Origin of the sequence: Acetobacter fabarum (genome assembly GCF_011516925.1) — a bacterium.
GTDB lineage: Bacteria > Pseudomonadota > Alphaproteobacteria > Acetobacterales > Acetobacteraceae > Acetobacter > Acetobacter fabarum.
The window spans coordinates 22,962-49,742 of sequence record NZ_WOTG01000009.1 but is presented as its reverse complement, the minus strand read 5'-3'; the positions used below and the strand labels follow the sequence as shown (position 1 = coordinate 49,742).

Genomic DNA, 26,781 nt, shown 5'->3' with positions numbered 1-26,781 from the left:
AGGCTCCATTATGGGCCAACGCATGCTGCAAACCCGCAAGACCTGCCTTTTTTGCTGGCCAGCCGGGCAAAGCCTGCCGGGTGCCCCGGCTTACGCCACGGGCAGTTCAAACGGTTTTAATTCCGCTGGCAGGTAAAGCGGGTGGCACGGCCGCCCAGCGTTGCTCAGCCGTAGCGCACACACCGCAATGCCGTGGTCCTGAAGCATCTGCACAACCTGCGGCCCACGGGCGAGCAACGCCTTGTGGTGGGGCGAGCCATAAGCCGCCACGACCCGATCGGCCTTGCGCGCCATGTCCAGCAAAGCGGCATCGTTGCCGGGGCCTATGGGGTCCGGGGTTTCCAGCAGGCGGAGCTGGTCCGTGCAGCGGTAGGCAAAGGTATTGCCAACATACAGGCCACCATAGCCCCATGCGCGCGCATAACGCTGGCACTTGGCTACGGTCCGGTCATCCCCGTGTTCGGTTGCGACCGATGGGTTCATCATCAGCCACATGACCAGCGGCTTGTCCGCATCCCACACCCGGCGCAGGGTGTAGCGGTAGCAGTCATCCGGCCCGCCATAAGTGGCAGTACTGACAACATCCCCCGACAGTTTGAGCGGGCGGGACTGGCCTACATGGTGGCCTGCAAACAGATCGTTCATGATACTCCGGCTGGCAGAGGGTTAGGCACGGCTTTCTCCCCCTCGTTTACGGTGCATTGGCGTGTGGCACAAACCCGCATGCGCGGAACTAGGGGGCAAACCCGGTACGGTCAGCCGGGGTGAGTGCGCGCAGCACCCGGCACGGCACACCAGCCGCCACCACACCTGCGGGCACATCACGCGTAACCACGCTGCCCGCACCAATAACGCTGCCCTCGCCAATGCTCACACCGGGGGTAACATGCACCCCTGCCCCCAGCCAGACACCGCTGCCAATGCTAATGGGCTGCGCGTAACAGCCCCCTGCCGCGCGCTCGTGCATATCCAGCGCATGGTTGGCTGTGTACAGGCCCACACGCGGGCCAAACAGAACATTATCCCCAATTGTAATGGGGGCCGCATCGAGCAGGATGCAGTCAAAATTGGCGTAAAAATTATTGCCAATGCTAATATTACGCCCGAATTCACACCGTAATGCCGGTTCAAAATGCACCTGCTGGCCAACACGGCCCAGCAGGGTGCGTAAAAGCGCCTCCCGCTCGACGGCCGGGCGGCCAAAACTTGCATTGTAACGGTTGCTCAGCACAACGGCATCCGCACGGGCCTGCACCAGTTCTGGTGCTAGGTCATTGTACATTGCGCCAGTGCGCATGAACGCCATGTGGTTTTCCAACGTCATACCGTGCCATTCTCCCTACCTCCGGCCTCTGACCCAACAACGGGGCGCAAAAGGGTGCACGCAGGCCTAGCCGGGGTGTGTTGCGTGCCAGTGTGCCGTGGTGGCCGCCCGGATTGCATCCTGTTCATGCTGTATTTTTTCCGGATCATACCCAAGGGCCACACATTGGGCGTGCGTAATATACCCGGTTTGCAGCAAAAACAGGGCCAGTTGCTGCGGGTATGGCACCGTACGCACATACGGTGCCGGGCAGGCCGTACGCCCTTTACCCCACGCGGATTTATCCAGCGTGCACCATTTTAGCAGATAAGGTGATTGCGGGTTATAACGTGCCAGCATATAGCGCCACCCGGCCTGCAATTGCCCGGCGTTAGCACTGGTTGCCACATAACCTGCCAGATACCCGTTAACCTCGCGGCTTCTGGGAGCAGGTACATCCTCCTCAGTTGGCAAGATCCTGACGGACAGTTCCATGTACGGCCTGAAGCGGGGCTGCCGGGTGATGACATTAAGCTTCCCCTGCGCGTATTCATAAATAACGTCCGGCCCTACAGACAGATCATGCGAGGGAAAAACGGCATCAAACCGTTTATCCGGAAAAATGAACTGCCGCCCGCCATCATGAGCAACATCCACCACCGAGGGCGGCCCGAACCCATTCTGTTTGGGTAGCTGAACCGCATACCACTGACCCGCATCCCCTGCCCCCACAATAGCACTGACCAGACAGCAATGCGTTCCCCCCGTAAAACCGGACAGGAGAAGCTGTGGCAGCACTGCCCCTTGCTCCAGATAGTAAAAAGACAGGTTGAGATCACTAAGTGTCCCTTTTCCTCCGCCTCCGAGCGCTGCAATAACCTGCCTGAAATCAGGGTGACCCGGAGCACTGGCCACCAGTGTGGCAACCTTGCAAAGCCCCCCTGAGCGTGAAAGCGTAGCCTGCTCCTCCCACTCCAGCAGGCCATGGGAGGGGCAGGGCTGGTGCTCGGCAAACTCCACCCGCATGCTCAACTCCCCGACAGTGACACTCAGAGGTTGAGAAAATGACCGATCCGCAGCGTTAAAAACAATTGCACTGGCAAACGGCCCAACATCCCGAGCGACAGCGGAAAAATCATCCTGCGCGGGAGCAGCCAGAGCCTGCGTGCCGCAGACAGCCGCCAGAAACAGGCACAGATGAAGGGGAAGCCTTAAATAACGCATGAACACATATCTCTTTTTGTATCTTCTCTGCCCGACCCGCTTTGCAGGCGCATGCAGAAGGTTTTGAATAGATTGTTATAAATTAAAGACACTTCTTTTACGGGTGCGCTGCTTTCCACCGGGCCGTTGTGCGCGTAATAACCTGCTCCTGCGCCTGCTGTATTTTTTCCGGATCATACCCAAGGGCCACGCATTGGGCGTGCGTAATATACCCTGTTTGCAGCAAAAACAGGGCCAGTTGCTGTGGGTATGGCACCGTGCGCACGTATGGTGCCGGGCAATCCTCCTGCCCCGCTCGGCTCCATACGGACTTGTCCAGCGCGCACCAGACGACACCGGTATTGTCCGTCTTGCGGTTATAATGGCGTAACATGAACTGCCACCCGGCCTGCAACTGGCCAAGGTTGGCACTATTGGCCACATATGCGGCCAAAAAGCCATTCACGGCCCCATGGTCAAACCTGTTCATGTCATTGGCGGTAAAGTCGTGCCTGAAATACGCGCGCAGGAAAGGCCGGTAAGCCGCCTGCGTGGTGACATTTCGTAACTGCCCCTGTGCGTATTCATAAATCACAATCGGCTTGACCGACCAGACATAGCTTTCAAACCTGTAATTGAAGCGCTCGTCCAGAAAAATAAGCTGCCGCCCGTTATCGTGTTTTATGTCTACGGCACCGGACACGCCATCTCCATCCTGAGGTGGCAGTGCGCTCACATGCCATGTGCCAGTGCGGTCTGTGCCAACAAGAGCACTGACCGTGCAGCAATGCGCGCCACCCGTGTAACCAGAGAGCAGGAGCTGAGGTGGCCCATCGCCCGCCTCCAACTGGTAAAGGGCAAGATGCAGCGTAGCCAGCGCCCCGTTATCCCCGGTCAGCAGGGAGGCAATAACCTGCCGGAACTCCGGATGGTTCGGGGCCTGTGCAACCAGTGTGGCAACCGTGCAGAACTGTCCTGGCTCGGGGGAGGTTCCGCCCTCCTCATCATCCATCAGAATACCACGGGTCGGGCAGGGCTGGTGCTCTGCTAACTCCACCTGCGCGGAGGCATCTGTAAACTTCAGCTCCATGGAACGGGGTTTTATGTGCTCAAACCTGTCAAATACCAATGCGCTGGCCAAGGGCCTAACCGGGGCCGGGTCACGCGGGTCATCCACCCCCACCTTGGTTGCGGCAGGGGCCGCAGTGCTGGCAACAGTAGCCAGCAGCACACCACACAGACCAAGCGACAGAAGGCCACGCAGCCGGGCGAACCAGATGTTTGGGCGGTACATGCATGCCTCTCCGTGTCTGTGGTTTTCAGCCCAGCCTGCTTTGCGGGTGCAGGCGGGCGTTCAGCAGGGTCAGCACCAGCACTCCCAGTGCTGCTCCCCCTACAGTGAGCATAAGGGCGGGAGCAAGCCCTGCCCCGATCCACCCTGCAAGCCGGGTTTGCACAAGTGCGTTGCTAGCCGCAATAAGATTACCGCACTGATACGCCAGCCCCGGAAACGTGGCACGGACAGAAGCAGGGGAGAGTTCGCTCAGATACGCCGGTACCACCCCCCACGCTCCCTGAATACAGAACTGGATGCACACAGCCCCCACCCCAAGCCAGAAAATGGAATGCGGCAGGGTCCATAACGGCAGCAGCGGAATAGTCAGCGCTGCGGCCACAGCAATGGCATACTGCCGTCCGATACGCTGGGAGAGCACGCCAAACACCACCCCGCCCGCAATGGCCGCCAGATTGTACAGCACAGCCAGCAGGGTAATGGAGGGAGGAGGCACATGCCGCTCAAGTGCCAGAAATACCTTGGGATACAAATCCTGCGAGCCGTGGCTCATGAAGTTAAAGGCCGCCATAAGCGCCACCGCAAACACGCACAGGGCCATGTTCTGGCGTGCAACCGCCAGCATGCCCGGCGGGCGCTCGGCCCCCACCCCCTGTGCCTGACGGGCCAGCCAGTCCGGGCTTTCGGGCACACACAGCCAGATGTAAAGGGCCGACACAATAGCCCCGCCCCCCAGCACAAACAGCCCCCGCCAGCCCAGTACGGGCAGGAGCAGGAACATAAGCGAGGCCAGCAGATACCCGGCCGGATACCCGGCCTGCAAAATGCCCGATGCCGTGCCCCGCCATGACGGAGGAACACTTTCCATGATCAGGGAGGTGCCAACCCCCCATTCCCCCCCAAGGGCCACACCAAACAGGGCACGCAGAACCAGAAAAACCGTAAGCGTGGGCGCAAAGGCCGATAAGACCTCGATCAGCGAGTAAATGGTAATTGTGCCGATCAGCACCGGTTTGCGCCCGTACGCATCTGCGGCGCGCCCGCATACAAAAGCCCCTATGGGCCGGGTAATAAGGGTTAGTGTGGGGGCCAGTAGCACTACCTCCAGCGAGGTGGAAAAACTGCGGGCCACATTATCAAGCGTGAACAGGACAATAAAAAAATCGCAAGCATCAAGCATCCACCCCAAAAAGGAGGCGGCCACAACATGCCGGGCTGTTGTACGGTCAATGGGGGAGAGAGCAGTGGCGGCCATGGGGGTACTCCTGCTTGCCGGTTACCCACCTTGTGGCATGCCCGCCATTGGCTTTGCCACGCAGGAATAATCACGAATACGCCAGACCCACGCGCAGACTATGGCCTGAATAAGCAGAAGGGCCGGGGCGTTACCGCCTCGACCCCCCCGGTCTTGCCGCGCTTAGCAAGATTCCGCTGTGTGCTGGCCACCAAGCCTCAGGCTCGGGCCTGCACTGCTTCTGGCTGCCCAAAGGCCATTTGCCCCCACACGCGCTCGCGCAGCATGGGCACAATGGACTGATCGCTCAGGGCAGACAGATCACCCAGTTCATTGGTATCCCCACTTGCGATCTTGCGCAACAGGCGGCGCACGATTTTGCCAGAGCGTGTGCGGGGCAGATCGGGCACCAGATACACGGCCTCCGGTGCTGCGTACCGCCCGATCAACTGCACCACAAGGCGGCTTATGCCCTCCTCATCCAGCCCGGAGGTTACATCCTTGCGGGGGATGGCAAACACAACCAGCGCCTGCCCCTTGACCGGGTGCTCCACCCCCACGGCCGCGCATTCCACAATCCTGTGGTCCGCGCCCAGAGCGTCCTCCACCTCTGCCGTGCCAAGGCGGTGCCCGGCAATGTTGATCACATCATCCATGCGGCCGGTTATCCAGTAATACCCGTCCTCATCCCGCCTTGCGCCATCGCCTGTAAAATACAGGCCCGGTGCAAGGGCAAAATACGTCTGGCAGAAGCGGGCATGATCACCCCATATGGTGCGCGCCTGACCGGGCCATGAGCGCGCAATGCACAAAGCACCTTCTGCGGCACCCTGCTCCACCTTGCCCTGCTGGTCGAGTATGGCCATTTCCACCCCCGGCAGAGGCATGGTGGCCGAACCGGGCTTGAGCGAATGCACACCGGGTATGGGGCCAAGCACAATGCCTGCGGTTTCCGTCTGCCACCACGTATCGGCCACGGGGCAGCGTTTTTTGCCCACGACATCATGGTACCACAGCCACGCATCGGGGCTTATGGGTTCACCCGCAACACCCAGCAGGCGCAGGGAGCCAAGGTTATACCGGTTCACCACCGCATCGCCTTCGGCCATCATGGCGCGTACGGCTGTGGGCGCGGTAAAGAGCATGCTCACCTTGTATTCATCAATCAGTTCAAACCACCGCCCCGGCTGGGGGTGAGTAGGCAGACTGTCCGAGATCATGGTGGTGCCACCATTGGCCAGCGGGCCATACACAACCGAGGTGTGCCCCGTAATCCAGGCCACATCCGCCGTGCACCACAACACATCGCCCGGCTGGTGGGTATAGACCATGCCCATGGTGTAGGCCGCCCAGACCATATACCCACCCGTTGCATGCACAACCGCCTTGGGCTTGCCCGTGCTACCCGAGGTATAGAGCATGAACAGCGGGTCTTCCGCCCGCATGACGGCAGGCACAAAATCCGCCTCGAAATTATCTACAAAATCATGAAAATCGTAGTCCCGGCCCGGCAGCATGGGCACGGCTTCTTCCGATGTGCGCACGACCAGCATGGAGTGCACGCCACTATTACCCCCGGCCTTGCGCAGGGCTTCATCCATGCTCTGCTTGTACGCCACGGGCTTGTTGCCACGCCATGCCATATTGGCGGTAATAACAGCCACAGCCCCGCTATCCACCAGACGTTCGGCAATACCTTCGGCCGAGAACCCGCCAAACAACACCACATGCACCGCACCAATGCGCGCGCAGGCCAGCATGGACACAACCGCCTCTGCCACCATAGGCAGGCAGATGGCCACGCGGTGCCCTTTTTCCACCCCCAGATGGGTCAGGGCATTGGCCAGACGGCAGACCCGTTCGTGCAGGTCCTTGTAGGTCAGGCTTTCCGAGCGGCCTGCGGCCTCGCGCTGGCTGATCAGGGCAACCTGGTCGCCCCGCTCGGTCAGGTGGCGGTCTATGCAGCAGACCGACGCATTCAGCGTGCCATCTGCAAACCAGCTTATGGACACGTCTTTTTCAAAACTGCCGGCAAAGCCCTGTGTGGGGCGCGAGCACCAGTGGATGCGCCGCGCCTGTTGCAGCCAGAACCCGTCCGGGTCGCGCCGGGCATGTTCACGCATGGCCTGCAACTGCTCCGGAGACATAATGGCCGGGTAATGGGGGTAGGCACGCGCCGGGATGAGTGTTTGATCCGTCATGGTCTTGTATCCCCTGTTCTTGTTGTTTGTGTGGGACAGAAGTCTGCGGTTTTCAGGCTGCGTTGCGGTCGGGCTGTCCAATGTGCGGGAGAACCGTGGCCACAATGCCTGCATCGAGTGTTTCATAATCATAATACCGAAGCGTTTTGTACAGCTCCTCGCGGGTTTGCATCCGCTCAAGCATGGCCTGTGTGCCCCCCGTGCGGGCAATGGTGGCATACAGGTCCGCCTGTGCCCGGTTGGCCGCCCGCAGGGAACTGACCGGCCATATGACCATGCTGTACCCCATGGCCTCGAACTCGGAGGCGGTAAAATAGGGGGACCGGCCAAATTCGGTCATATTGGCCAGCAGGGGCACATCAGGCAGGCGGCGCGCAAACTCCCTGAACATATCTTCCGATATCAAAGCCTCGGGGAAGATGGCGTCTGCCCCGGCCTCATAATACAGCCTTGCACGGGCTACCGCGCCATCCAGCCCTTCCGAGCCAGCGGCATCCGTGCGCGCAATCACCACCATATCGCGCCGGGCCCGGACGGCGGCGGCCACTTTTTGCGCCATCTCCTGAGGGGAGACGAGTTTTTTGTCATTCAGGTGGCCGCATTTTTTGGGCAGAACCTGATCTTCAATATGCACGGCGGCGGCCCCGGCCTCTTCAAACGCGCGGACCATGTTCATCACGTTCAGGGTTTCACCATACCCGGTATCTCCATCCACCAGCACGGGCAGGCCCGTGGCACGCACAACCTGACGGATGAAAAAACACACCTCGTCTATGGTAATAATACCAAGATCCGGCAGCCCCATGCTGGCGGTCATGGCCGCGCCCGAAAGATAGAGCGCGCCAAACCCACAGTCTTTTGCCTGCAGGGCCGCCTGCCCGTTATGTGCACCGGGAATTTGCATAATGCCCTTGCGGTGCATCATGTCCTTAAAACGCTGGCCCGCAGGCGTTGCGGGCAGGTCCTTGCCTACCAGATAGGTCATGCGGCGAACTCCAGTCCATCACGTTCACGCAAAGGGATGAGCGGGCGGGCATCTGGCCCGGTATAATTGGCAGAGGGACGGATGATTTTTCCATCCATGCGCTGCTCCATAATATGCGCGCACCAGCCGGTCACACGGGCCATGACAAAAACAGGCGTGAACATGGCCGTGGGAATGTTCATGGCGTTGTAGGAAACAGCACTGAACCAGTCGAGGTTAGGGAACATCTTTTTCTGTTCAGCCATAACCCGCTCTATGCGCTCGGCTACGGTATAGAGCCGCATGGTGCCGTTGCGGCGGGAGAGGTCCCTTGCCGTTTCCTTGATAATTTCGTTCCGCGGGTCGGCCAGAGTGTACACCGGGTGACCAAAGCCGATAATCACCTCTCTGGCCTCCAGCCTGCGGCGGATATCCGCCTCGGCTTCGTCCGCCGTGTGGTAGCGTTGCTGGATGTCCAGCGCCACTTCGTTCGCACCCCCATGTTTGGGGCCACGCAGCGCACCAATGGCAGCCGTTACGGCGGAATACATGTCCGACCCGGTGCCCGCCACAACGCGCGCGGCAAAGGTGGAAGCGTTAAACTCATGTTCGGCATACAGGATGAGCGATGTGTGCATGGCCTGCACCCAGCTATCGGGGGGAGTGGTCCCATGCAGAAGGTGCAAAAAATGCCCGCCTGCACTGGCATCATCCGTATGGGTGTCTATCCGCCGCCCGTGGTTGGAATAATGGTACCAATACAGCAGCATGGATGCGGTGGAGGCCACCAGCCTGTCCGCGATTTCCCGCGCACCCGCGGTGGGGCAGTCGCTCCGCTCGGGCAGGGCACACCCAAGAACGGACACCGCCGTCCGCAGGACATCCATAGGGTGGGTAGAAGCTGGCAGGCGTTCCAGAGCTGCCCTTACAATATCGGGAATATCGCGCAGGCTCATCAGGTGGCGTTTATATCCTTCCAGCTCTGCCGTGTTGGGCAAAAAGCCGTAAATCAGCAGGTAGGCGACCTCCTCAAACGTGCAGGCACGGGCAAGGTCTTTTATGTCATACCCACGGTAATGCAGGTCATTCCCGCTATGGCCGACGGTGCTCAGGGCCGTGTTGCCCGCCACGGTGCCGGACAGGGCCACGGATTTTTTGGGTTTTGTGCGGTGCAGTTCGGTGTGCATTACTGTTGCTCCCCTGCCTTGGTCTTTATGTGTCTGTCAGGACGTGAGGGCCCCGGTCTGCCGGGTATTTTTGGCACCCAGAGCAGACTGGCCGAAGTTGAAAATGCCTTCCACCTTGTTGATCTGCATGTCCTGTGGCGGAATATGCAGTTCAAGCTGGTGGAGTTCCCCCGCCCCGAGTTCTGGCAGGCGCTGCACAGCGGCCAGAAAACGCTCAACTTCCGCCGGAGCTACAATACCTTCCGACAGGGTGCGGAACTTTTGAATGTAATCCGCACGCTGCCACGGCGTTGCCCCCAGCGTATGGGCATTGGCCACGGCCAGCTCGTCTGCCAGCACGGTGCCGTTTTTCAGGCGGATGACAATACGCCCGCCAAAGGCTTTTTTGTCGGGGTCGCTCTCATGGTAGCGTTGTGTCCATTCGGGTTTTTCAATCGTGTGGATTTTTTTCCACAGCCGCACCGTATCGGGCCTGCGCGCCCGTTCGGGTTCGTAGGAGCGCACGTGGTGCCAGCATCCATCCTGCAATGCCACAGCCACAATATACATGATGGAATGGTCCAGTGTTTCCCGCGTGGCCTGTGGGTCAAACTTCTGCGGGTCGTTGGAGCCGGTGCCGATCACGTAGTGGGTGTGGTGGCTGGTTTCGATCAGCACATCTTCCACATCCTCCCAGTTGCTGATTTTTTTGCCCATGCGGAAGGCAAGGTCGATCAGCGCCTGACTTTGGTATTCGGCTGAATGTTCCTTGGTAAAGGAAGACAGGATGGCCCGCTTGGGTTCGCCCATACCCGGCAGGGGCACGGTGTAATGCGCATCTTTACCATCAAGCATCCATGCAATAACCCCATCCTCCCCTTCATAGATCGGGGTTGGGGATGTTTCGCCCAGCATGGCGCGATCGACTGATTCCACAGCCATTTTGCCTGCATGGGCCGGGGCGTATGCCTTCCAGGACGAAATCTCGCCCTTGCGGCTCTGGCGCGTGGCGGTGGTGACATGCAGCGCCTGCCCGATAGCCTGATAAATGACCGAAGGCGGCAGGCGCAGCAACGTGCCAATACCCGCCGCAACCGATGGGCCAAGATGGGCCACATGGTCAATCTTGTGCTTGTGCAGGCATATGGCGCGGGCCAGATCAATCTGGATTTCATACCCAGTGGCAATGCCGCGGATCAGGTCCGCACCGCTGCGGTTACACTGCTGCGCCACGGCCAGAATACCGGGAATATTGTCCCCCGGATGGGAGTATTCAGCCGCCAGAAAGGTATCGTGGTAGTCCAGTTCGCGCACAGCGGTACCGTTGGCCCATGCCGCCCACTCCGCATGGACCCGTACATCCGGCCCCATGCCAAACACCGTAGCCCCGCCGGGCCTGCGGTGGGCGAGCGCTTCTGTCCGGGCACTCATGACCGAATGGCGGTTGACCGAGGCCATGGCTACGGCGGCATTGTCAATCATGCGGTTGATGATCATATCTGCCACGGCAGGTTCCACCGCAACCGGGTCGGCCGCGACCTGTGCAATTTTCCAGGCCAGCTGGTCTGCGCGGTTCAGGCGTTCACTCTCTGGGTGTACGCGCACTTCATGATTTTGCATTGTTCCGGCCCTTGCCATCTTGTGATCTGGGGAAACAGTTGCAGACTGTTGCGTAAAGCAGCAGAGGAATAAGAGTAAAAAGAAGCGAAGGAATTCGCGCCCGTTGCAAAGTCTGTGAAGGTTGGTGAGCATGCCCAGAACCAAAACCAAGCTGTTTGCTGGCAACCGGCTGCGCCAGCTCCGCCAGCGCGAAGGCATGACACAGGCCGTGCTGGCGGAACGTGTTGGCGTCTCGCTCAGCTACCTTAACCAGCTTGAGCGCAACCACCGCCCCCTACCCGACCACCTTTTGCAAAACCTGTGCGAACGCTTTGCCCTGAGCCCCGCATGGTTTGCCGACACGCGCGAAGCCCATGTCGTGCAGGCACTGCGCGAAACCATGGCCGACCCGATTTTTAAAAACTCACCACTACCACTTACCAAAATGGCGGAAGCCGCCCGCCAGACCCCCGAACTGTGCGAGGCTTTTTTAACCCTCTACCGTGCATACACGTTTGAACAGGAGCGGCACGCACACGCCCCCTTGGCCAGCACACCCCCGCTTGAACCTTACGAGGCCGTTGGTAACTGGGTGCAGGACCACAACAACTATTTTCATGAACTTGATTGTGCAGCCGAGGCATTTTACGAACGTCTTATCCGCACGGATACATCGCTGGACGTAGCCCTTGCCCAACACCTGCGCAACCAGCACGGGCTGGGTATAACCCATAATACGGATATGCAGGAACGCGGGCTGGTCTGGCGGATTGACCGGCATAAACGCCAGGTGCAGCTCCCCCATAACCAGCCGCCGGAAAGCACACTGTTTTTTCTGGCCCAGATTATAGGCCAGCTGGAACACACCCGCCTGATGACTGACATTTTGCGCCGCGAAGGCCCAAAGGAGCGCAATGCGCAGGAACTCGCACGGGTGTATCTGGGCAATTATTTTGCCGGAGCACTCATCCTGCCCTATACGCGCTTCCTGCATAAGGCCCAGAACATGCGGTATGATGTGGACGACCTGCGCCGCCACTTTGGCGTCAGTTTTGAGCAGGTCTGCCACCGCCTGAGCACCATGCAGCGCTTTGGTGCGGAAGGGATTCCGTTCTATTTTCTTAAACTGGATATTGCTGGCAATATTCTTAAAAGTTTTTCGGCCAACCGTTTTTCTCAGGCCCGTTTTGGCGGGCCCTGCCCGTTGTGGAACGTGTTCCGCGCCTTTGCAACACCGGGGCAGATTCAGGTCCAGCTTTCGCAGACCACCGATGATTCCATTTACCTGAATGTCGCACGTACCGTCGGGCGGGAAGGACTGAGCTACGCCGACCGCCCCCGGCAGATTGCCATTGTGCTGGGCTGCACCATAGCAGATGCGGCAAAAACCGTTTACGCCGCCGGGCTTGATCTGGCGGACCACACATTGGTTGTACCTATTGGCCCCGGATGCCGGGCCTGTGGGCGGGAACTATGCAGCCACCGCTCGCTCCCTGTTTCTGGCAGGGTGCTGGATACAGGCAGCAATGCGCGCGGGGTTGTGCCCTACAGGGCCGTGCCCGAACACTAAAAAACCCGCTCGATGAGCGGGTTGGGTGCTGGTAGGGCAAGGGGTAGGAGGAGAAGAAAGAACCTTCCGGACTGACCGGGGATGCAAAACAGCCCGGAAGTTTAGGGGGGATAGTTTTTTACGGTAGTCACGACAACCACAGATTGTCGCGGTGATGCCCCTTGCCCCACCAGCAGAAACGCCTTCATCACCGCGACAAGATGATAATAAGAACGATTCTCATTAAAGAGCAAGCGAAAAAACAAGGGGTGGCGAATTTTTTTTCGCCACCCCTCGCGTTATTCTTACAAGCCTTTGGTTTATCAGTGCTTTTAGTGGGCACTTCCCGTAGCGGAATCGGCCTTGGGGGCATCCGGGGTTGCGGCAGCCGGGGCTGCAACACTGGGAGCAGCCGCCGGCGCGGGGGCTGTAGCCGGGGCTGGCGTCTCAGCAGCGCTCCCCTGAGTTGCCGCCTTGGCCGGAGCCTGCGTTGGGGCTTGTGCCGGGGACTGGGCATTTGCGGACTGGTCCACAAAATCGTCCGAGACAAACACAATGCTATCCAGCAGCTGGTCCAGTGCCTCCTTTGCCTGTGCGGCCTGTCGGCCCTCGGTCAGCACCCGGGCGCGGTACAGGGTGCTTTTGGTCTGTTCCAGCGGGGCAAGCGCGATAATAAAGTCGGCATCTTCGCCCACTACCTGCAGGTTCTGCTGGGCCTGCGCGTTCTGCCCGGCCTTGAGAGCTTTGTTGGCCTGCTGGGCAGCGGCTTTTTTATCGGGGGCCAGAGTTTCGGTCAGAATGAACTCACCACCAACGGGAATCCACGTCACAGCGCCGGTTGTGGGCTTATGGGTGGCAGAAACAGGGTGCTGGGGAGCAGGCTGCAACTGGTCTTCCGCCGCATAAAACCGCCGGTTATCCTTTTGTGCCGCAACAAAGCGCTTTTGCGCATCGTAAATCGGGGGGATGGCGGCATCCGTTTTGCCCTGTGCCAGCAGGTCACGCGCGACCAGCACATCCTGCAAGGCTTTCTGCCCATCCACAGACAGGTGGTGCAGGGCGCGCCCGGCCTTGAACTTTTCCCAATCCGTGTGAATGGCCCCGGCATGCGCTGCCGAAGCACTGACCATAAGAGCGGCCACTGCCGCAAGAGATGCCTTAAAACGCATAAAAACAATCCTGACCGAAAATGTTGAACACCAAAGTATTAAGGATTCAAACTCAATATCTGGTTAGCAAAATACGTTTCTCAAGGTGTTGAATGCAAAAGAAAGAGCATTAAAAAATTTATTATTTTTGAAAACTTTGCTTTACTGGCCGTGCAAGTCCTGAACTGACCAACCATTACGCAACACTGCCATGTTGTAAAAACAGGCACAGCACCCCAGACAGGCACGGCTGCGGCCCTGCTCTCCCCAGCCCCCCTGTGCCCTGTTGACGCGCAAAAAAAGCCCTTTGCGTTAGATTCGTCCACAGATTCTGCGGATGCTCCGGTGCATAAGCCTGTGGATAATGTGTACAGTTGGTGTGAATGCCGCGCATCCACCGTGCAGGCACACCACCCCATCGGGCACCCCTTGTCATGCAAGTGTCACACTGCACAGGGTATGCGCTTGCTACATGCCTGCCAATCAACCACACCGGCGGGGCAGAGGGTTCGATTGTTACACACGACAGACGAGTGCAGCATCTGGCTGGCTACCTATATTCTCCCGCATGAAGGCCATATCCGCGCCGGGTTACGCCGCTACGCCAATATTGAAGCTGACGACATTATTCATGAAGCCTATGTTGTTATGGCGCAGGCGCAGTGGTCATCCATTACCAACCCGCGCGCCTATTTTGTTTCGGTCTGCCGTAACCTTGTTATGCAGCATTACAGGCGCGCACGAGTTGTGCCGGTTACCAGCCTTGCTCTTATACAGGCAGATACGCTGGCAGATACGGCCCCCTCCGCCGAGCAGGTAGTATCTGCCCGGCAGGAAATGCGCTTCCTTGAAAAAGCCATTGCAAAACTTCCCGCCCGGTGCCGGGATATTTTTGTTCTGCGCCGCGCACGTGGCCTGACACAAAAGGAATGTGCCGCGCAATTGAGTGTTTCTGAAAATATTGTAGAAAAACAGCTTGCCCGCGCACTTGTTTTTCTTTCCAGAGAATATGCGCAATCAGAGAGGGAAATGACCGTTGAGGTGGAGCAGCGCCCGCGTCTTGTCCACTCTCGCAAGCACCAGCCCTGACGAGGCTGCGGCGCAATGGACAGCCCAGACTGGATAAATCCCTCTCCTTTGCGCAAGCGAGCAGCAGGCATTCCAGTAATGGCTTGAGCAGGATATACGCCACAAAAGCACCTTCCTGCGTGCCAGAGCCATATGGTATGCCAGCGCAACAAAAGAAAAGAATACAGACGAACACATGACCCTTCTGGGCCATGCCATACGCCTGCCCCCCACGGTTGTGCCGCTGGGTATTAAGGAACCCACGTCGCGCATTCAAAGCAACGTCATCAACAATAACATTATTCCGCTAGCCAGCATGGACGACATCATCAAGTTCCAGCCCCAATATGCTGGCTTCTTTTGGCCTGCTCTATGAGAGCGAAAAAGAGGCCTATTTTTCCATTATTGGCAAATATGTTGGCAAACACTGGGGCTTGAACAGCGTGACCAACGCCGCAGGCAATACACAGTTTGCCAACCAGTACAAGATTGGCAGCAACGTAACAGCCGACCTTGCGCCGGGCTGGCGCATCCGCAATGCTGGCAGCGTGTTCCGCGAGATTACGCCCAGCCTTAAAATTGGCACTCTGTTCAACACCCGCGCCATCACCAACTTTGCGGGGAACCAGAGCTATGGTGATGCCCCCCTTTACTGGCGCAACCCCGGGCGCAGCGTATTCTTCAACCTTGCTATGACCGTACCATGAGACATCTTGCCCTGTTCTGCGCACTGTTTGTGGCAACGCCCGCCCTTGCAGCACCCTCTACCCCCCTTCCCTCCACACAGCACGGAGCTGTGCTGGAACGGGTGGTGCTGCTTGCCCGCCACGGCATACGCAGCCCCACCAAACCACCCCAGACCCTGCAGGCCCAGACCGGCCACGCATGGGCACAATGGCCCGCAGCTCCCGGTGAGTTAACCGCGCACGGCAAGCAGGCACTGGCCCAGATGGTGGAGCTGGTGCGCCAGCACTACACGCAGGCGGGCCTGCTCCAGCAGGGCAACTGCCCCGCACCTGCCAGCATTGCCATATGGGCCGATGCCAAGGACCACCGCACGCGCGAGAGCGGGAGCATCTGGGCCGACCAGCTTGCACCGGCCTGCGGCTTGCGCGCCAGAGGCCTGCCCGATGGGCAGGAAGACCCCATTTTTGCAGGCTCACCAGCACCACTCAGCACGCAGGAACAAAGCGCCATCACGCGGGAGTTTGACCAGCGCGCGCGCACCCTGCCCCCCACGGTGGAAGCCAGCATGAGCACGTTGCAGGCCGTTCTGGCCCCCACCGCCTGCACAACCGATACCCCCCACTGCCTGAGCGCCAACAAAGCCAGGCTGGCATGGAAAAAGGGCAAACCCCACCTGGAAGGCGGCATTGCCACCGGCGGCACAGCGGCCGAAAACCTGCTGCTGGAATATACACAGGGCATGCCCGCACAGGCCGAACCGTTTGGGGGGCATGACCCCGCAACCCTGATCGGGCAGGTGTTCCCCCTCCATACGGAGGAAAGCTGGCTTGTCCGCCGCCTGCCCACACTGGCCGCACACAAAGGTGCCCCCATGGCCGCAGCCGTGCAAAATGCGCTGGACGGCAAACCAGTGGAGGGTGTGCCCGCAGTAACCGGGCAGACAAAACTGTTCGTGCTGGCCGGGCACGACACCAATCTGGATGCACTGGCCACGCTGTACGGGCTGGACTGGTCCTTTGCCGACCAGCCAGACCCCACAGCCCCCAACACAACGCTGGCCTTTGAGCTGTGGCGCACGGCACATGGCCCCTACATTGTTGTCCGGCTGTTCCACCAAGGGCTGGAAGCCCTACGCACTCTGGCCCCACCCACTCCGGCACTGGCCATGCAGGTCATTGCCGCTGGCACGTCCCTCCAGACCTTGCAGCCTACCCGATAGGCACCACACCACCGCGCATATGGGGGGGGGCGAGGTGCCTTTGCAAACACCCCGCTCACACCCCATATCTGTACCATGACCGATGCACGGACCCCAACCGGGGCGGCCCACCCCACCGAACTCCTGCGCCAGCGCCGCATGGCGCTGCTGCTTGTGCGGCTACCGGACAAAACACGGGGCTGGCTGTTCTGGCTACGCGAACCGAGGCAGAAGTGGCTGCGCCTGCCCGCTGGCTCATTGCTGGTTGTAGGGGGGCTGTTTTCCTTCCTGCCCGTGCTGGGGTTGTGGATGCTCCCCTTGGGCATTGCCCTGCTGGCAGAGGACTTTGCCCTGTGCCGCAAGGTTTGCGCCCATATGCTGGACTGGGTTATCAAGCGCAAACCCCACTGGCTGGGCATAGAACCGGACGAAACGGAGGAGGATGCCTACCTCCGCATCCGCCCGCAAATCCCTCCCCACCACCGCACAGGCATGGACGAACAGGCAAACCTGTAGGCTGCTGCTCAGGCCCGCACTCAGCGGGGTGTGGCAGGCGGGCAGGCCGGGCTTGGGCCAAGGTTTATAAGCGTTTGCGTGCGCACCATGGGGTCCACTGTATGCAGGAGCGTACTGACCCCCCACTGGCGTTGGTCAAACGTGGCATCACTCTGGATCTGGGTGAGGGTATTGCCTGTAAAATGCATGGCCACATCAAAGGTGAGCGGGTGGGTCTGCCCCCGCATGCTCAGCTGGCCCACAAGCTGGGTGTGCGGTTTGCCCTGGCGGATTGTGGGTTTGCAATCCCCGACAAACGTCATGCTCGGGTGGTCGTCCCCATCCAGCATGATGCCTGAAAGCATGATCCCCCGCAGCGCGGACGACCCGACCTTGAGAGACTGCACAGCCATGCTCAGCTCCACATGGCAGCTCTGGTCCTCGGGGTTGTAGGTCAGGTTGCCTTTGAGCTGTTCAAAGCTCCCTTCAATACTGGTCACGGCTGTTTTGGCGTACAGGTGGGCCTGTGTATTGGCCGGCCCCAGCACCACATGCTGGGGCTGAGCCAGCGCGCGCGCATATGGCAGGGCCATGCCTGCACAAGCGACCCCCATAAGCAATACTGCCTGAGCTGTACGTCTTGCCATAAAACCTCCCTCATGGCGGCATCCAGCCATTGGGCCGCTCCATACCCCCTGTTAACGCTCCATGGGCCAAAAGGCTGCCCGGTCCATGGTGCGCCATCTGTGGCGGTGCCTGATGCGTTACAGCTCCGCCCACTGGCGCATGAGGTTGTGGTAGGTTGCGGTCAGCTCCAGTACGGCGGGGTGGTTATCGGGCAGGGCCTTGCGTGTTTCCATAATCGAGCAGTCAAACTGGTACAGTAACGCACGTTGTGTGTCGTCCCGCACCATGGACTGGGTCCAGAAGAATGATGCCCAGCGGCTCCCCCGCGTAATGGGGCTGACCGCATGCAGGCTGGTGGACGGGTACACCACCATATCCCCCGCTGGCAGCTTGACACTCTGCTGGCCGTACGTGTCCTGAATAACCAGCTCCCCTCCGTCATACTCATCCGGTCCACTTAAAAACAGGGTGGAGGAAACATCCGTGCGCAGGCGGAACCCCGTGCCGGGCACGGGCCGAACGGCATTATCCACATGCATGTCAAACTGCATGCCCTGATCGTAACGATTGAACAGGGGAGGATAAACACGCAGTGGCAGGGCCGCACTGTGGAACAGCGGGTTGCGGCCCAGTGCCTGCAAAATCAGGTCCCCCAGATATTTACTGGCCTCACTGTCCTGCGGAATCTGGAGGTTGTATTTGGCTTTGGCGGACTGGTCCCCCGCGGTTACCTTGCCATCCACCCAGTTCTGCTGCTCCAGAATCTGGCGGAAACGCGCGACCTCCTCCTCCGTCAGAACTTTGGGAATATGGACCAGCATGCGCCTGTGCTCCTTGGGTTGGCTATGTGGGCCGCTTATAGGTGATTATGAGAATGATTATCAATAAAAATTAGCAGTCACCCACCTGCTCCCGCCATGCACGCACCCCTTGCATCCATGCCGTTAGGGTATAAAGTCCGCCCCCTTGCACGGCATGCCGCATGCCCCCGACCACACAGCACAAAAAGCATAGAGCCATGTTATAAACACCAAACCACAACAGCCACACAGGCACATTGGTTGTGATATGCATAAATACCACAGGCTGTGCTTTGTATTATAAACGCGGTTGGTATTATACTGTGCCGTTCGTCAACTGATTTGGTTCTTGTCCCGCGTTATTAACACTCCGTGCCGAATCATATTTTATATAGTGCTTTCAAAGGGTTCCGTTCACATATGTCTCCCGCATTCATTACCTTGTCCCCCCTCGATCAAATGAAGGAGACAATGAACGAGACACCGGCGCATGTTCGCGAGCTGTTGCGCGCTGTGGTCACACAATCCGGGCCGACCTGCGTAAACCTTTTTTACTCCGCACTGTTCCAGCACAAACGCGCCGCTATTTTTCTGGAAAAGGAAACGGTTGAGGTCAAAATGCGGCCCCAGCTTCTGGCCTGGATCCAGAGCCTGTTCTTTACCGATGCCGACCATGTTGAGGACCTGAGCGAACTCCAGTGCCGTGTGGGGGCAGTTCATGCCCAGCTTGAGATTCCGACCGATATTGTGGTGTACGGGATCTACATTATCAAACAGGCACTGATTGAGGGCATAAAAGCCGCCACATCAGATAAAGACGACGTTATTGCCGCCATTATCTACCTGAACAACATGATGGACTTTGCCTTCAAGTTCATGATCAAGGCCTATGACGTCAGCTTCCGCAAGAAGGTGGAAAGTGACGAGGCCTTCCGCCTTGTCTCGCTCGGGCACAATATTTCCTACGAAAAAGAAACACAGATCAGCACCTTCTCGGGCTGGAGCACGCAGGCATTCTACTGCCTGTGCAAAGGCCACCCCGAAGACCTGCCCACCATTGCGGAATCCGAGTTCGGTCTGTGGCTGACCCATAAAGGCATGAGCCTGTTCAAAGGTACGCACGAGGCCAATGAAATCCAGCGCAAGGTGCGTGAGCTGGATGCCAAGATTACGGCCATCCGCCAATCCGGTGTTATTCCGTCGGACTTCCCCACCGAACTCCACAAGGCCATTACCAAACTCACGTTCCTGATCGGGCGCGTGTTCCGGCATCTGGAGGAAGTGGAAAACGGGCGCGACCCGCTGACCAAGGTGTTCAACCGCCGGTTCCTTGATGTGGTGATCCAGAACGAAATTACCTTTGCCCTGACGCACGAAAAACCATTCAGTCTGGTTATTCTGGACATTGACCACTTCAAAAAAATCAATGACCGCTTTGGCCATCTGGTGGGCGATGAAGTGCTATGCTTTGTGGCCGAGATTATTGCTGCCAACGTCCGCGCCAACGACTTTATCTTCCGCTACGGGGGCGAGGAGTTCCTGATTGTCCTGACCGAGGCCCCACTGGCGGATGGTCTGGCCTGTGCGGAGCGTATCCGTCATGCGCTGGCGGAACAGGCGCTTACGCTCTCCTCCAATGATCAGGTGCATGTCACTCTCTCTGGCGGGGTCACCACGTTCGAGGGCGAAACCAATGCCCGCCTGCTGATCCATCAGGCGGATGAGGCGCTTTACAAAGCCAAGAACAATGGCCGCAACCGCATTGTAACAACGCACCACGCCTCTTAAAAACGCCTGATTATATTACGAATATATCAGCATTGCTGCTCGCGTTCCTTGCTACACACAAAAGGAACGGAGGCGGGAGGCTGCATCCCGCGCATGGCGGATTTATGCACAGTGCATTGAATAAAAACAATTTTATATGCCTTTTCCCGCGTTTTTCCTGTACGCTGGGCTGTGTTTCCCTTCTGGCATTGCAACAATTGCAGTGCAGAAGCGCCATGTTTTCTTGGTAATAATTTTTTTTCTGAGTTTACTGCGTATTTTATTGCTTATAAAATCACCCAACGAAAACTGAATAAATCGCATTCAATCTCCACGAGTAAACTATGTATGCCTGACTGTACCATTGCCCCTATGTGGGATGCCGGAACGCTTCCCCCTCCATCACTCCCCCACAAGGAGTTTATTAAGGGTGTGAGCAATATCCAGAACGGGCATGGTCGTCGCGTTGGGTTGCTGGCTACGCGGATCAACGAACTGGCGGGACTGGGGCTGGACCAGGACATTATCCAGCTTGCCGGGGAACTGCACGACACAGGCAAGGTGCTGACCGGGCGGGACATCCTGCACGCACCACGCCCACTGACCCCGGAAGAAAAAGGCGTTATTCGCAAGCACCCTCTGCTGGGGCTTGGCGTGCTGCAATGGTACGAGCACGAATTCCCGCGTGAAGTCATGGATGCCGCCCTGCTCCACCATGAACGGTGGGATGGCACAGGCTACCCGCTTGGGCTTAAAGGGGCACATATTCCGCTATGGGTGCAGGTTATATCCGTGGCGGATACCATTGATGCCTGCCTGTCCAAGCGCAATTACAAGCACTCCTGGACACCCGAAGCGGTCAGGAAAATTCTGCAACAAGAAGCCGGGCGCGCGTTTGAACCCAAGCTGGCCCTTTTGTGCGCCACCCATCTGGATGACCTGCTGGAAGTCTGGAATGCCGATTACGCGTGGGAAAAAATGGGGAACAAGCTCCCCGACAACCTGCATTCAAACTAACCCCCGCACACGCAGGAACAGGGGTTGGTTCCCGCTCAGGCCGGTACGTTCTGTAACACCGTAAAGCCTTCAAACACCGGCGGGCCTGCGGTCAGGGCACGCCCCTGCCCGGCCCCCGCATGGGCCTGACGGAACTGCTCGGACTGGGTCCAGCCTACAAACGCATCGTATGACGCCCATACGGTATGGGAGGCATAAAGCCTGCCGCCTTCCTTTTCCGGGCCTTGCAGAAACTGGAAGCTGATAAAACCGGGCACACTCTGCAACAGCACCTCGCGCTCCAGCCAGCGCTGGCGGAAGGCCTCCTCGTTTTCAGGCGGGACCACAAAACGGTTCATGGCAATGTAATGGGGCATGGTCTGTCTGTTCCTTTCCATACAGGTGGCGGGGTGGCCTGATCCTTAAAACTCCGCGACATCCCGGACCGAGGCATCCCCCTGCCCCATAATCCAGTATCCCGCTGCCTTTATCCACTGGGCGGGTACGCAACGTTCTTCCAGCAGGTACTGCCGCACGGCCCGGGCAACATGCGCTTCTGCCCCAACCCAGACAAAGGTGCCCGGTTCAATACAGACCTTGTCCAGTGCCGCCACAAGGGCCTGTGCCTGATCCGCCTGCGCCATGGGCCGGTGTACCCAGTACGCGCCATGGCTGGCAGAGGTTGCAAAACTCTGCTCATCTTGCGGCCCGGGCACGGCAACAACGGTTGTTACTGCTGCATGGGCGGGAAGTTCCTCCACCCTGCGGCCAATGGCTGGCAAAGCTGTTTCATCCCCCACAAGGAGCCATTGCGCGACCGGGCCTGCAATAACGCGCGAACCTTTTGGCCCACCAATATCCAGTTGTGCACCTACGCTGGCCGTGCGCGCCCATGCCGCGGCCGGGCCTGCGTGATGGTCCACAAAGTCCAGCACCAGCGTTGCATTCTGCCGGTTATAGCGGCGTGGTGTGTAATCCCTGCGCACTTCCACACCATCGGCTCCGAGCAGGAAGATTTTAATATGGTCATCGGGGGAAGCACTGACAAAATCCGCCATATCCGGCCCGCTCAGGGTTATACGGATCATATGGGGGGTCAGGCGCTCCACAGCCACCACGCTCAGGCTACGCCTGCGTAGCGGGTGGCGCACGGACTCACTTGCTGGTGCAGATGGCCATGCCTGTTCTTTAGCTGTGTTGTTCATCTCTGTCTGGTCCCTGAATGAGCGTGGAGGATGCTCCAATGGCGCTTATGTCTGGCTGATTGCGCGGGCGGCCTCGTCCAGCAGGGCGGCAATCTGTTCCGCTTCCTGCGCACTTAGCCCGCCGTTGCGCAGCTTCAGGCGAAGGGCGGTTTTCAGGTTTTCCATCGCGCGCAGCACGGGTACCGGTGCATTCCGCCGCCCGCCATGTTCTGGCGCATCGGTGCTGGCAGCACGGGTAAGAATGGCGTGCAGGTCCGCACTATTAGCCGCCAGATACGCCTCCCCTTCGGGCGTGATGTGGTACGTCTTGCGCCCACTCTGCTCTGCGGGGCGGATGTGCCCGGCTTCTTCCAGCCATGTGAGTGTGGGGTAAATCACACCGGGGCTGGGCGTGTAGCTGCCTGCAAACTTGTCTTCTATGGTTTTGATCAGTTCATACCCATAGGTCGGGTTTTCCCCGATCAGGCTCAGTACGAGCAGACGCATCTCCCCGTAATCGAACAGTCTGTGGCGGCCACCCCGCCGTCCGCCGCCGCCCCGCCCGTGGTGGTGGCGGCCATGCCCTGCCAGATCGGACCGACCTTCGGGGGCAAAAAACTGGTGGCGGTAGCGACCGCCTGCGTGTCTGTTTTTGTGTTTCATAACTCCGATATACATTCCGATATATCGTAAGTAAAGATATATCGGGATATGTTTTTAAAATCCGTCCCTAACCCCTGCAAATCCGCCAGAGACTCCCCCGCGCACGCCGTGCCAATACAGGCAGGATTGACTTGGTAGGCGTGTTTTATTCATACTCAGGCACGGCAATGGACTCTGCCGGATTTTGGCCCGCCAAAATCGAACCGCCTTACTGGCTGATGATTCCTACCCCGCAAAACCATGCGTGAGGGAGGAGTGCGTCCAAAACCATGCCCCGCATACACAACCAGACCGGGCTTTGCCCCACCCCCACCAACCGCACAGGCAGGAACCCCTTGCAATGCGCCTGATCGCTGTTCTGGACGATGCCCAGACCGCAGCCTTGACCCTGCACACCGCAGGCCAACTGGCTGCCCGGCTGGGAGGGGCGGATATTTGCGCCTTCCACCCCATGCCCGCCACGGACCCTGATTTTCAAAGCCCGGATGAAGGGCTGCCAGACCCCGCACAACAGGCCCACTTTGCGCAAACGGTTGCCACCCGTGCCCGCGCCATCCGCCAGATTTTTGAACACTGGCGCAGCACAGCGCAGGGCAGCCCCCATGCCCAATGGGTGGAACAGGCAGGCCCACCGCGCACAACCCTGAGCCTTGCCGCCAGCAAAGCCGATTTTGTTGTTCTCGGCCCGGCCAGCGCAGCCACTACACCAACAACCCGGCAGAGCTTTGCCGCTGCCCTGTACGATGCACAGGCAACGGTGCTTATTGCCCCACCCACACCACAGCCGGGCTTTGGCCAACACCCCGTTATAGCCTGGCAGGACACCCCCAACCTGCACCGCGCCACCGCCGCCGCCATGCCCCTGCTCCGCACGGCTGAGCGCGTGAGCATTCTGTTAGGGGAACACCACCCCAACGCGGTTGCAGACCCCACATTACTGGCCACACTGCGCACGCTTGGCGTGGCGGTCACGCTGGAGCGGTTTGTTCTGACAGAACAAAGCGTGGGCGAGCAACTTCGCGCACGCGCCACGCAGGCGGGGGCAGACCTGCTGGTTATGGGAGCATACGGCCGACCGCATTTTATTGAATGGCTATTTGGCGGCCCCACCGTGGACCTGCTTGCCCATGCCACATGGCCAATACTGACCCACCATTGATAAACACAGAACCACAGGCACAGAGTTTTCCATGTTGACCAACATTTTACCCTCTCTTCTTATCGGTCTGGCCGGGGCTGCTGGCACATTGCTGCGTTACTGGGTGGGGCTGGCAACCCTGCGCTGGAGCCAGGTTCTGCCATGGGGGACAATTGCCATTAATGTATCCGGTTCGTTTGCCATTGCCTTTTTTGGCACCCTGACCGCAGCAGGCGGCCGCCTGCCCGTGTCCGAAACCGGAAGGCTGGTGTTTATGGTCGGGCTATGCGGGGGGTACACCACGTTTTCCTCCTTCAGCCTGCAAACGCTTGACCTGCTTAAAAACGGAGCACCCGGGCGGGCACTTCTCAATATCGGTCTGTCTGTCGGGCTGTGCATGCTCAGTGTGAGCGCAGGCTACGTTGCCGCGCAGGCCATAAATACCGCAAGCGGCACCGAAAACTGATTTACAAGGCCGTATTTTTACCAGTACCTACACTACGCCCCATGGCTGCGGACGTGGGTTAAGGCCCAGAACACGCCGCGCCTTGTGGTTGCTCGCACCATCAAGCTGGTTCTGGTAATATACACTTTCCGGCCCCAGTTGCTGCATGGCAGTTTGCTCATCCATATGCCCCGGCGGGGGAGCACCAACCCACCGGGCATAGGCTGGTAGCCATGCCTGCACCCGTACTGGCTGGTCATCCACCACATTGTAAATACCCTTTGACGCAGTCAGGGCAGATACGGTTGCTGCTGCGGCATCCTCTACATGAATAAAGGAGAACACGCTCCGCCCTGCCCCAATTATGGCCACCTCGCCCCGGCGCATATGGGTGGTAAAGGCCCCTTCGGGGTCGTACCATGTATGGGGGCCATAAAAAAAGCCGTATCTCAGGGCTATTCCCTGCATATCTGTTGTGTTGATAACCCGGTTTTCCAACGCAGCATACATGCGTGCACTCTCCCCCACATGGCCGGGGGCTGTGGTTTTGAGTGCAGCCGTATCGTCCGCCAGCGCACCGGCTCCATCAAGATAAAAGCCGCAGGACTGCTGGATATATCGCTTTACGCCACAGGCCTGTGCCGCATCAAACAGGTTGCCGCCCCCTTGCAGGCGTATAACCCGGTCGGCAGGCAGCCTTTGGGGCAGGTCAAACGGACTGGCCGGGAGCGATGTTAGCTGGTCCACCACGCAGTCGGGGCGCACCTGCTCCATAATGGCAAAAACTGCTGAGCGGTCCAGCGCATTCCCCTGCACTACCCCCGCACCAAGCGCGCCAACCACCTCCACCCCACACGGGCTTTGTGCCATGCCCCATACTGTATGCCCTGCATGGCGCAACTGCGTGATCAGGGGACGGCCCAGCGCACCACTGGCTCCGGCTACAAGAATCTTCATGCCTGTTTATCCGTCTGTTCAAGGGGCGGGAGCAACAAAGGGAGCAGCCTTGTTCTTGACGAAAAAGGCAATAAACCGCGCAGGTGCAATAGTACTGGCATTACGCCCCACAAGATGCACATCTGCCGGGCCTTCAAAAAAGCTTTGTCCCTCATGCAGTGTTACAGCAGCCTGCCCTTTGACCTGCATAATCACACTGCCCTGAAGCACATACACAAAAACAGAGGCATTATGCCGGTGCACAGGGTCTGCCCCACCGGGTGGGTAATCCACCAGCACCATAGCCCCCTCCTTGCCTGCAAGGCCGGGCAGGTCGTGGGTCAGCAAAGGGGTCACGCCGGTAGCGGGAGCGGCATGTGCTCCTCCGGCCACAACACAAAGCACCATGCCGCAAAGGGCCATGAATTGACGCATAATCGAACCTTTTTTACAAAATCTGTCTGGGCTATCAGGCGGATGCCACACGTTTTTTCTGCCGCACCCTGCTGGTTCTGCGGGTGCGGGCCCGCTCCCCAAACCAATGTTCTGCCTCCCCCATAAAAGCCGTGGGGGCTTTATTGCGCACGGTCTGCGCCAGATCGGCCAGTGTGGTCTGGGCCAGTTGGGCACGCATGGCCTGCTCGGCCTGCAACATGGCGGCATGAATACTGCATACGCCCCGCTCGGCCCATTCTGGCGGGCAATTGCCAAACAGGGCACAACGCCCACGGATTTCCTGACAGGTAAAAAGCGCTTTGCGCCCTTCTGCCGCATCCACTACATCCAGCACGCTAATCTGTGCGGCGGGACGTGCAAGCTGGTAGCCCCCACGCAGCCCTTCCGCGGCAATGAGCAGCCCGGCTTTTTCCAGCCGGGGCATGAGCTTAGCCATAAAAGCTGCGGGAATCCCCTGCATGTCCGCCAGGTCCAGACTGCTCACCGGCTCGGTGTGTTCCACCAGCCAGAGCAGGCTGTGCAAAACGTATTCAGTGCTTGCGCCATAAAGTGCCATACGCAGACCATATTAGTCCGCGTTTTGATTCGCAAGAAAAAACCGCCCCAAAAAGGGCGGTCATCCTGAACCATACGGTATGGTGGCCTGCCCCGCCCTTTACT

28 protein-coding genes, 1 pseudogene and 1 riboswitch are annotated in these 26,781 nt (G+C 58.9%); of the genes and pseudogenes, 10 read left to right on the top strand and 19 right to left on the bottom strand.

The genetic code is table 11. The features are described from left to right. Positions 1-90: 90 nt before the first annotated feature. The 9 genes from GOB83_RS10685 to GOB83_RS10645 form a co-directional block, all read right to left on the bottom strand. Positions 91-645 (bottom strand): DUF1643 domain-containing protein, encoded by a 555-nt coding sequence (locus tag GOB83_RS10685; RefSeq protein ID WP_165926045.1) that lies wholly within the window; start codon positions 643-645, stop codon positions 91-93. An 88-nt stretch (positions 646-733) separates the two neighbouring features. After that, positions 734-1,324: a sugar O-acetyltransferase gene (locus GOB83_RS10680; protein WP_086645786.1), complete on the bottom strand. Its 591-nt coding sequence runs from the start codon at positions 1,322-1,324 to the stop codon at positions 734-736. 66 nt (positions 1,325-1,390) lie between these two features. Beyond that, complete coding sequence (locus tag GOB83_RS10675; protein ID WP_165926044.1) at positions 1,391-2,527, bottom strand: thylakoid lumen protein; 1,137 nt, start codon at positions 2,525-2,527, stop codon at positions 1,391-1,393. Positions 2,528-2,624: 97 nt separating this feature from the next. Next, positions 2,625-3,800, bottom strand: coding sequence for a thylakoid lumen protein (locus GOB83_RS10670; RefSeq protein ID WP_165926043.1), 1,176 nt, complete (start codon positions 3,798-3,800; stop codon positions 2,625-2,627). Positions 3,801-3,825: 25 nt separating this feature from the next. Continuing rightward, complete coding sequence (locus GOB83_RS10665) at positions 3,826-5,055, bottom strand: MFS transporter (protein ID WP_165926042.1); 1,230 nt, start codon at positions 5,053-5,055, stop codon at positions 3,826-3,828. A gap of 197 nt (positions 5,056-5,252) precedes the next feature. Continuing rightward, positions 5,253-7,235, bottom strand: a complete 1,983-nt coding sequence (acs, locus tag GOB83_RS10660; RefSeq protein WP_242005831.1) for an acetate--CoA ligase — start codon at positions 7,233-7,235, stop codon at positions 5,253-5,255. 52 nt (positions 7,236-7,287) lie between these two features. After that, entirely contained in the window at positions 7,288-8,220 is a 933-nt protein-coding gene (gene prpB / locus GOB83_RS10655; RefSeq protein WP_165926040.1) for a methylisocitrate lyase, read from the bottom strand. Further along, entirely contained in the window at positions 8,217-9,386 is a 1,170-nt protein-coding gene (prpC, locus tag GOB83_RS10650) for a bifunctional 2-methylcitrate synthase/citrate synthase (protein WP_086645780.1), read from the bottom strand. The genes prpB and prpC overlap by 4 nt, the downstream gene beginning before the upstream one ends. Before the next feature lie 36 nt (positions 9,387-9,422). Further along, positions 9,423-10,985, bottom strand: a complete 1,563-nt coding sequence (locus tag GOB83_RS10645; RefSeq protein ID WP_165926039.1) for an MmgE/PrpD family protein — start codon at positions 10,983-10,985, stop codon at positions 9,423-9,425. A gap of 130 nt (positions 10,986-11,115) precedes the next feature. Between GOB83_RS10645 and GOB83_RS10640 the strand changes: the two genes are divergently transcribed. Next, the gene (locus GOB83_RS10640; protein ID WP_165926038.1) at positions 11,116-12,534 is read left to right on the top strand and encodes a helix-turn-helix domain-containing protein; all 1,419 of its coding nucleotides are present in this window, start codon (positions 11,116-11,118) and stop codon (positions 12,532-12,534) included. A gap of 497 nt (positions 12,535-13,031) precedes the next feature. On the opposite strand, the pseudogene GOB83_RS10635 reads toward GOB83_RS10640, so the two are convergent. Further along, positions 13,032-13,682 (bottom strand): annotated as a pseudogene (locus tag GOB83_RS10635) (YfdX family protein); the annotation flags it as partial. 492 nt (positions 13,683-14,174) lie between these two features. On the opposite strand from GOB83_RS10635, the gene GOB83_RS10630 reads away from it, so the two are divergent. The 5 genes from GOB83_RS10630 (at position 14,175) to GOB83_RS10610 (ending at position 17,130) form a co-directional block, all read left to right on the top strand. Next, positions 14,175-14,750, top strand: coding sequence for an RNA polymerase sigma factor (locus GOB83_RS10630; RefSeq protein ID WP_165926036.1), 576 nt, complete (start codon positions 14,175-14,177; stop codon positions 14,748-14,750). A gap of 175 nt (positions 14,751-14,925) precedes the next feature. Then, the gene (locus GOB83_RS10625) at positions 14,926-15,105 is read left to right on the top strand and encodes a hypothetical protein (protein ID WP_165926035.1); all 180 of its coding nucleotides are present in this window, start codon (positions 14,926-14,928) and stop codon (positions 15,103-15,105) included. After that, positions 15,077-15,436: a hypothetical protein gene (locus GOB83_RS10620; RefSeq protein ID WP_165926034.1), complete on the top strand. Its 360-nt coding sequence runs from the start codon at positions 15,077-15,079 to the stop codon at positions 15,434-15,436. Before GOB83_RS10625 ends, GOB83_RS10620 begins: the two co-directional genes overlap by 29 nt. After that, positions 15,433-16,635 carry a histidine-type phosphatase gene (locus GOB83_RS10615; protein WP_165926033.1) on the top strand — a complete coding sequence of 401 codons (1,203 nt, stop codon included), beginning with the start codon at positions 15,433-15,435 and terminating at the stop codon, positions 16,633-16,635. Before GOB83_RS10620 ends, GOB83_RS10615 begins: the two co-directional genes overlap by 4 nt. A 75-nt stretch (positions 16,636-16,710) precedes the next feature. After that, complete coding sequence (locus GOB83_RS10610; RefSeq protein WP_086645773.1) at positions 16,711-17,130, top strand: hypothetical protein; 420 nt, start codon at positions 16,711-16,713, stop codon at positions 17,128-17,130. A gap of 20 nt (positions 17,131-17,150) precedes the next feature. On the opposite strand, the gene GOB83_RS10605 is transcribed toward GOB83_RS10610, so the two are convergent. From GOB83_RS10605 to GOB83_RS10595, 3 genes are all read right to left on the bottom strand, one after another. Beyond that, on the bottom strand, positions 17,151-17,756 hold the full coding sequence (locus GOB83_RS10605; RefSeq protein ID WP_242005830.1) for a YceI family protein: 606 nt from the start codon (positions 17,754-17,756) through the stop codon (positions 17,151-17,153). Positions 17,757-17,873: 117 nt separating this feature from the next. Beyond that, a complete protein-coding gene (locus GOB83_RS10600) occupies positions 17,874-18,557 on the bottom strand; it encodes a Fe2+-dependent dioxygenase (RefSeq protein ID WP_165926032.1) in 684 nt (227 codons plus the stop codon). A 70-nt stretch (positions 18,558-18,627) separates the two neighbouring features. Further along, positions 18,628-18,810 carry a hypothetical protein gene (locus GOB83_RS10595; protein ID WP_165926031.1) on the bottom strand — a complete coding sequence of 61 codons (183 nt, stop codon included), beginning with the start codon at positions 18,808-18,810 and terminating at the stop codon, positions 18,628-18,630. A 146-nt stretch (positions 18,811-18,956) separates the two neighbouring features. Here GOB83_RS10595 and GOB83_RS10590 point away from each other — a divergent pair, with 146 nt between their 5' ends. Further along, the gene (locus tag GOB83_RS10590) at positions 18,957-20,324 is read left to right on the top strand and encodes a GGDEF domain-containing protein (protein ID WP_086645769.1); all 1,368 of its coding nucleotides are present in this window, start codon (positions 18,957-18,959) and stop codon (positions 20,322-20,324) included. Positions 20,325-20,651: 327 nt separating this feature from the next. Continuing rightward, entirely contained in the window at positions 20,652-21,320 is a 669-nt protein-coding gene (locus GOB83_RS10585) for an HD-GYP domain-containing protein (protein ID WP_095349746.1), read from the top strand. 35 nt (positions 21,321-21,355) lie between these two features. On the opposite strand, the gene GOB83_RS10580 is transcribed toward GOB83_RS10585, so the two are convergent. The 3 genes from GOB83_RS10580 to GOB83_RS10570 are packed head-to-tail and all read right to left on the bottom strand — an operon-like array spanning position 21,356 to position 23,146. Continuing rightward, the gene (locus tag GOB83_RS10580) at positions 21,356-21,676 is read right to left on the bottom strand and encodes an antibiotic biosynthesis monooxygenase family protein (protein ID WP_086645825.1); all 321 of its coding nucleotides are present in this window, start codon (positions 21,674-21,676) and stop codon (positions 21,356-21,358) included. A gap of 45 nt (positions 21,677-21,721) precedes the next feature. Continuing rightward, on the bottom strand, positions 21,722-22,504 hold the full coding sequence (locus GOB83_RS10575; protein ID WP_165926030.1) for a siderophore-interacting protein: 783 nt from the start codon (positions 22,502-22,504) through the stop codon (positions 21,722-21,724). 45 nt (positions 22,505-22,549) lie between these two features. Continuing rightward, the gene (locus tag GOB83_RS10570) at positions 22,550-23,146 is read right to left on the bottom strand and encodes a PadR family transcriptional regulator (protein ID WP_165926029.1); all 597 of its coding nucleotides are present in this window, start codon (positions 23,144-23,146) and stop codon (positions 22,550-22,552) included. Positions 23,147-23,300: 154 nt separating this feature from the next. Further along, a riboswitch (Fluoride riboswitch) is annotated at positions 23,301-23,381 on the top strand. A gap of 105 nt (positions 23,382-23,486) precedes the next feature. Here GOB83_RS10570 and GOB83_RS10565 point away from each other — a divergent pair. Then, on the top strand, positions 23,487-24,305 hold the full coding sequence (locus GOB83_RS10565) for a universal stress protein (protein ID WP_165926028.1): 819 nt from the start codon (positions 23,487-23,489) through the stop codon (positions 24,303-24,305). 31 nt (positions 24,306-24,336) lie between these two features. Further along, complete coding sequence (locus GOB83_RS10560) at positions 24,337-24,750, top strand: CrcB family protein (RefSeq protein WP_165926027.1); 414 nt, start codon at positions 24,337-24,339, stop codon at positions 24,748-24,750. A 27-nt stretch (positions 24,751-24,777) separates the two neighbouring features. Here GOB83_RS10560 and GOB83_RS10555 read toward each other — a convergent pair whose 3' ends face one another. Genes GOB83_RS10555 through GOB83_RS10545 form a run of 3 tightly spaced genes read right to left on the bottom strand, consistent with a single transcriptional unit; the run spans position 24,778 to position 26,677 of the window. After that, positions 24,778-25,686 (bottom strand): NAD-dependent epimerase/dehydratase family protein, encoded by a 909-nt coding sequence (locus GOB83_RS10555; protein ID WP_165926026.1) that lies wholly within the window; start codon positions 25,684-25,686, stop codon positions 24,778-24,780. Positions 25,687-25,704: 18 nt separating this feature from the next. Next, positions 25,705-26,100: a cupin domain-containing protein gene (locus GOB83_RS10550; protein WP_165926025.1), complete on the bottom strand. Its 396-nt coding sequence runs from the start codon at positions 26,098-26,100 to the stop codon at positions 25,705-25,707. A gap of 34 nt (positions 26,101-26,134) precedes the next feature. Continuing rightward, entirely contained in the window at positions 26,135-26,677 is a 543-nt protein-coding gene (locus GOB83_RS10545) for an RrF2 family transcriptional regulator (RefSeq protein ID WP_165926024.1), read from the bottom strand. Positions 26,678-26,781 lie beyond the last annotated feature (104 nt).

Bases quoted from the DNA above. Each gene is read 5' to 3' on its own strand.
- GOB83_RS10600 (WP_165926032.1), bottom strand. From the start codon at position 18,557: ATGCTGGTCCATATTCCCAAAGTTCTGACGGAGGAGGAGGTCGCGCGT.
- GOB83_RS10615 (WP_165926033.1), top strand. From the start codon at position 15,433: ATGAGACATCTTGCCCTGTTCTGCGCACTGTTTGTGGCAACGCCCGCC.
- GOB83_RS10620 (WP_165926034.1), top strand. From the start codon at position 15,077: ATGCTGGCTTCTTTTGGCCTGCTCTATGAGAGCGAAAAAGAGGCCTAT.
- GOB83_RS10565 (WP_165926028.1), top strand. From the start codon at position 23,487: ATGCGCCTGATCGCTGTTCTGGACGATGCCCAGACCGCAGCCTTGACC.
- GOB83_RS10595 (WP_165926031.1), bottom strand. From the start codon at position 18,810: ATGCATATCACAACCAATGTGCCTGTGTGGCTGTTGTGGTTTGGTGTT.
- GOB83_RS10590 (WP_086645769.1), top strand. From the start codon at position 18,957: ATGTCTCCCGCATTCATTACCTTGTCCCCCCTCGATCAAATGAAGGAG.
- GOB83_RS10665 (WP_165926042.1), bottom strand. From the start codon at position 5,055: ATGGCCGCCACTGCTCTCTCCCCCATTGACCGTACAACAGCCCGGCAT.
- GOB83_RS10670 (WP_165926043.1), bottom strand. From the start codon at position 3,800: ATGTACCGCCCAAACATCTGGTTCGCCCGGCTGCGTGGCCTTCTGTCG.
- GOB83_RS10555 (WP_165926026.1), bottom strand. From the start codon at position 25,686: ATGAAGATTCTTGTAGCCGGAGCCAGTGGTGCGCTGGGCCGTCCCCTG.
- GOB83_RS10645 (WP_165926039.1), bottom strand. From the start codon at position 10,985: ATGCAAAATCATGAAGTGCGCGTACACCCAGAGAGTGAACGCCTGAAC.
- GOB83_RS10685 (WP_165926045.1), bottom strand. From the start codon at position 645: ATGAACGATCTGTTTGCAGGCCACCATGTAGGCCAGTCCCGCCCGCTC.
- GOB83_RS10625 (WP_165926035.1), top strand. From the start codon at position 14,926: ATGACCCTTCTGGGCCATGCCATACGCCTGCCCCCCACGGTTGTGCCG.
- GOB83_RS10570 (WP_165926029.1), bottom strand. From the start codon at position 23,146: ATGAAACACAAAAACAGACACGCAGGCGGTCGCTACCGCCACCAGTTT.
- GOB83_RS10560 (WP_165926027.1), top strand. From the start codon at position 24,337: ATGTTGACCAACATTTTACCCTCTCTTCTTATCGGTCTGGCCGGGGCT.
- GOB83_RS10640 (WP_165926038.1), top strand. From the start codon at position 11,116: ATGCCCAGAACCAAAACCAAGCTGTTTGCTGGCAACCGGCTGCGCCAG.
- GOB83_RS10610 (WP_086645773.1), top strand. From the start codon at position 16,711: ATGACCGATGCACGGACCCCAACCGGGGCGGCCCACCCCACCGAACTC.
- prpB (WP_165926040.1), bottom strand. From the start codon at position 8,220: ATGACCTATCTGGTAGGCAAGGACCTGCCCGCAACGCCTGCGGGCCAG.
- GOB83_RS10580 (WP_086645825.1), bottom strand. From the start codon at position 21,676: ATGCCCCATTACATTGCCATGAACCGTTTTGTGGTCCCGCCTGAAAAC.
- prpC (WP_086645780.1), bottom strand. From the start codon at position 9,386: ATGCACACCGAACTGCACCGCACAAAACCCAAAAAATCCGTGGCCCTG.
- GOB83_RS10545 (WP_165926024.1), bottom strand. From the start codon at position 26,677: ATGGCACTTTATGGCGCAAGCACTGAATACGTTTTGCACAGCCTGCTC.
- GOB83_RS10680 (WP_086645786.1), bottom strand. From the start codon at position 1,324: ATGACGTTGGAAAACCACATGGCGTTCATGCGCACTGGCGCAATGTAC.
- GOB83_RS10575 (WP_165926030.1), bottom strand. From the start codon at position 22,504: ATGAACAACACAGCTAAAGAACAGGCATGGCCATCTGCACCAGCAAGT.
- acs (WP_242005831.1), bottom strand. From the start codon at position 7,235: ATGACGGATCAAACACTCATCCCGGCGCGTGCCTACCCCCATTACCCG.
- GOB83_RS10550 (WP_165926025.1), bottom strand. From the start codon at position 26,100: ATGCGTCAATTCATGGCCCTTTGCGGCATGGTGCTTTGTGTTGTGGCC.
- GOB83_RS10675 (WP_165926044.1), bottom strand. From the start codon at position 2,527: ATGCGTTATTTAAGGCTTCCCCTTCATCTGTGCCTGTTTCTGGCGGCT.
- GOB83_RS10585 (WP_095349746.1), top strand. From the start codon at position 20,652: ATGCCTGACTGTACCATTGCCCCTATGTGGGATGCCGGAACGCTTCCC.
- GOB83_RS10605 (WP_242005830.1), bottom strand. From the start codon at position 17,756: ATGGCAAGACGTACAGCTCAGGCAGTATTGCTTATGGGGGTCGCTTGT.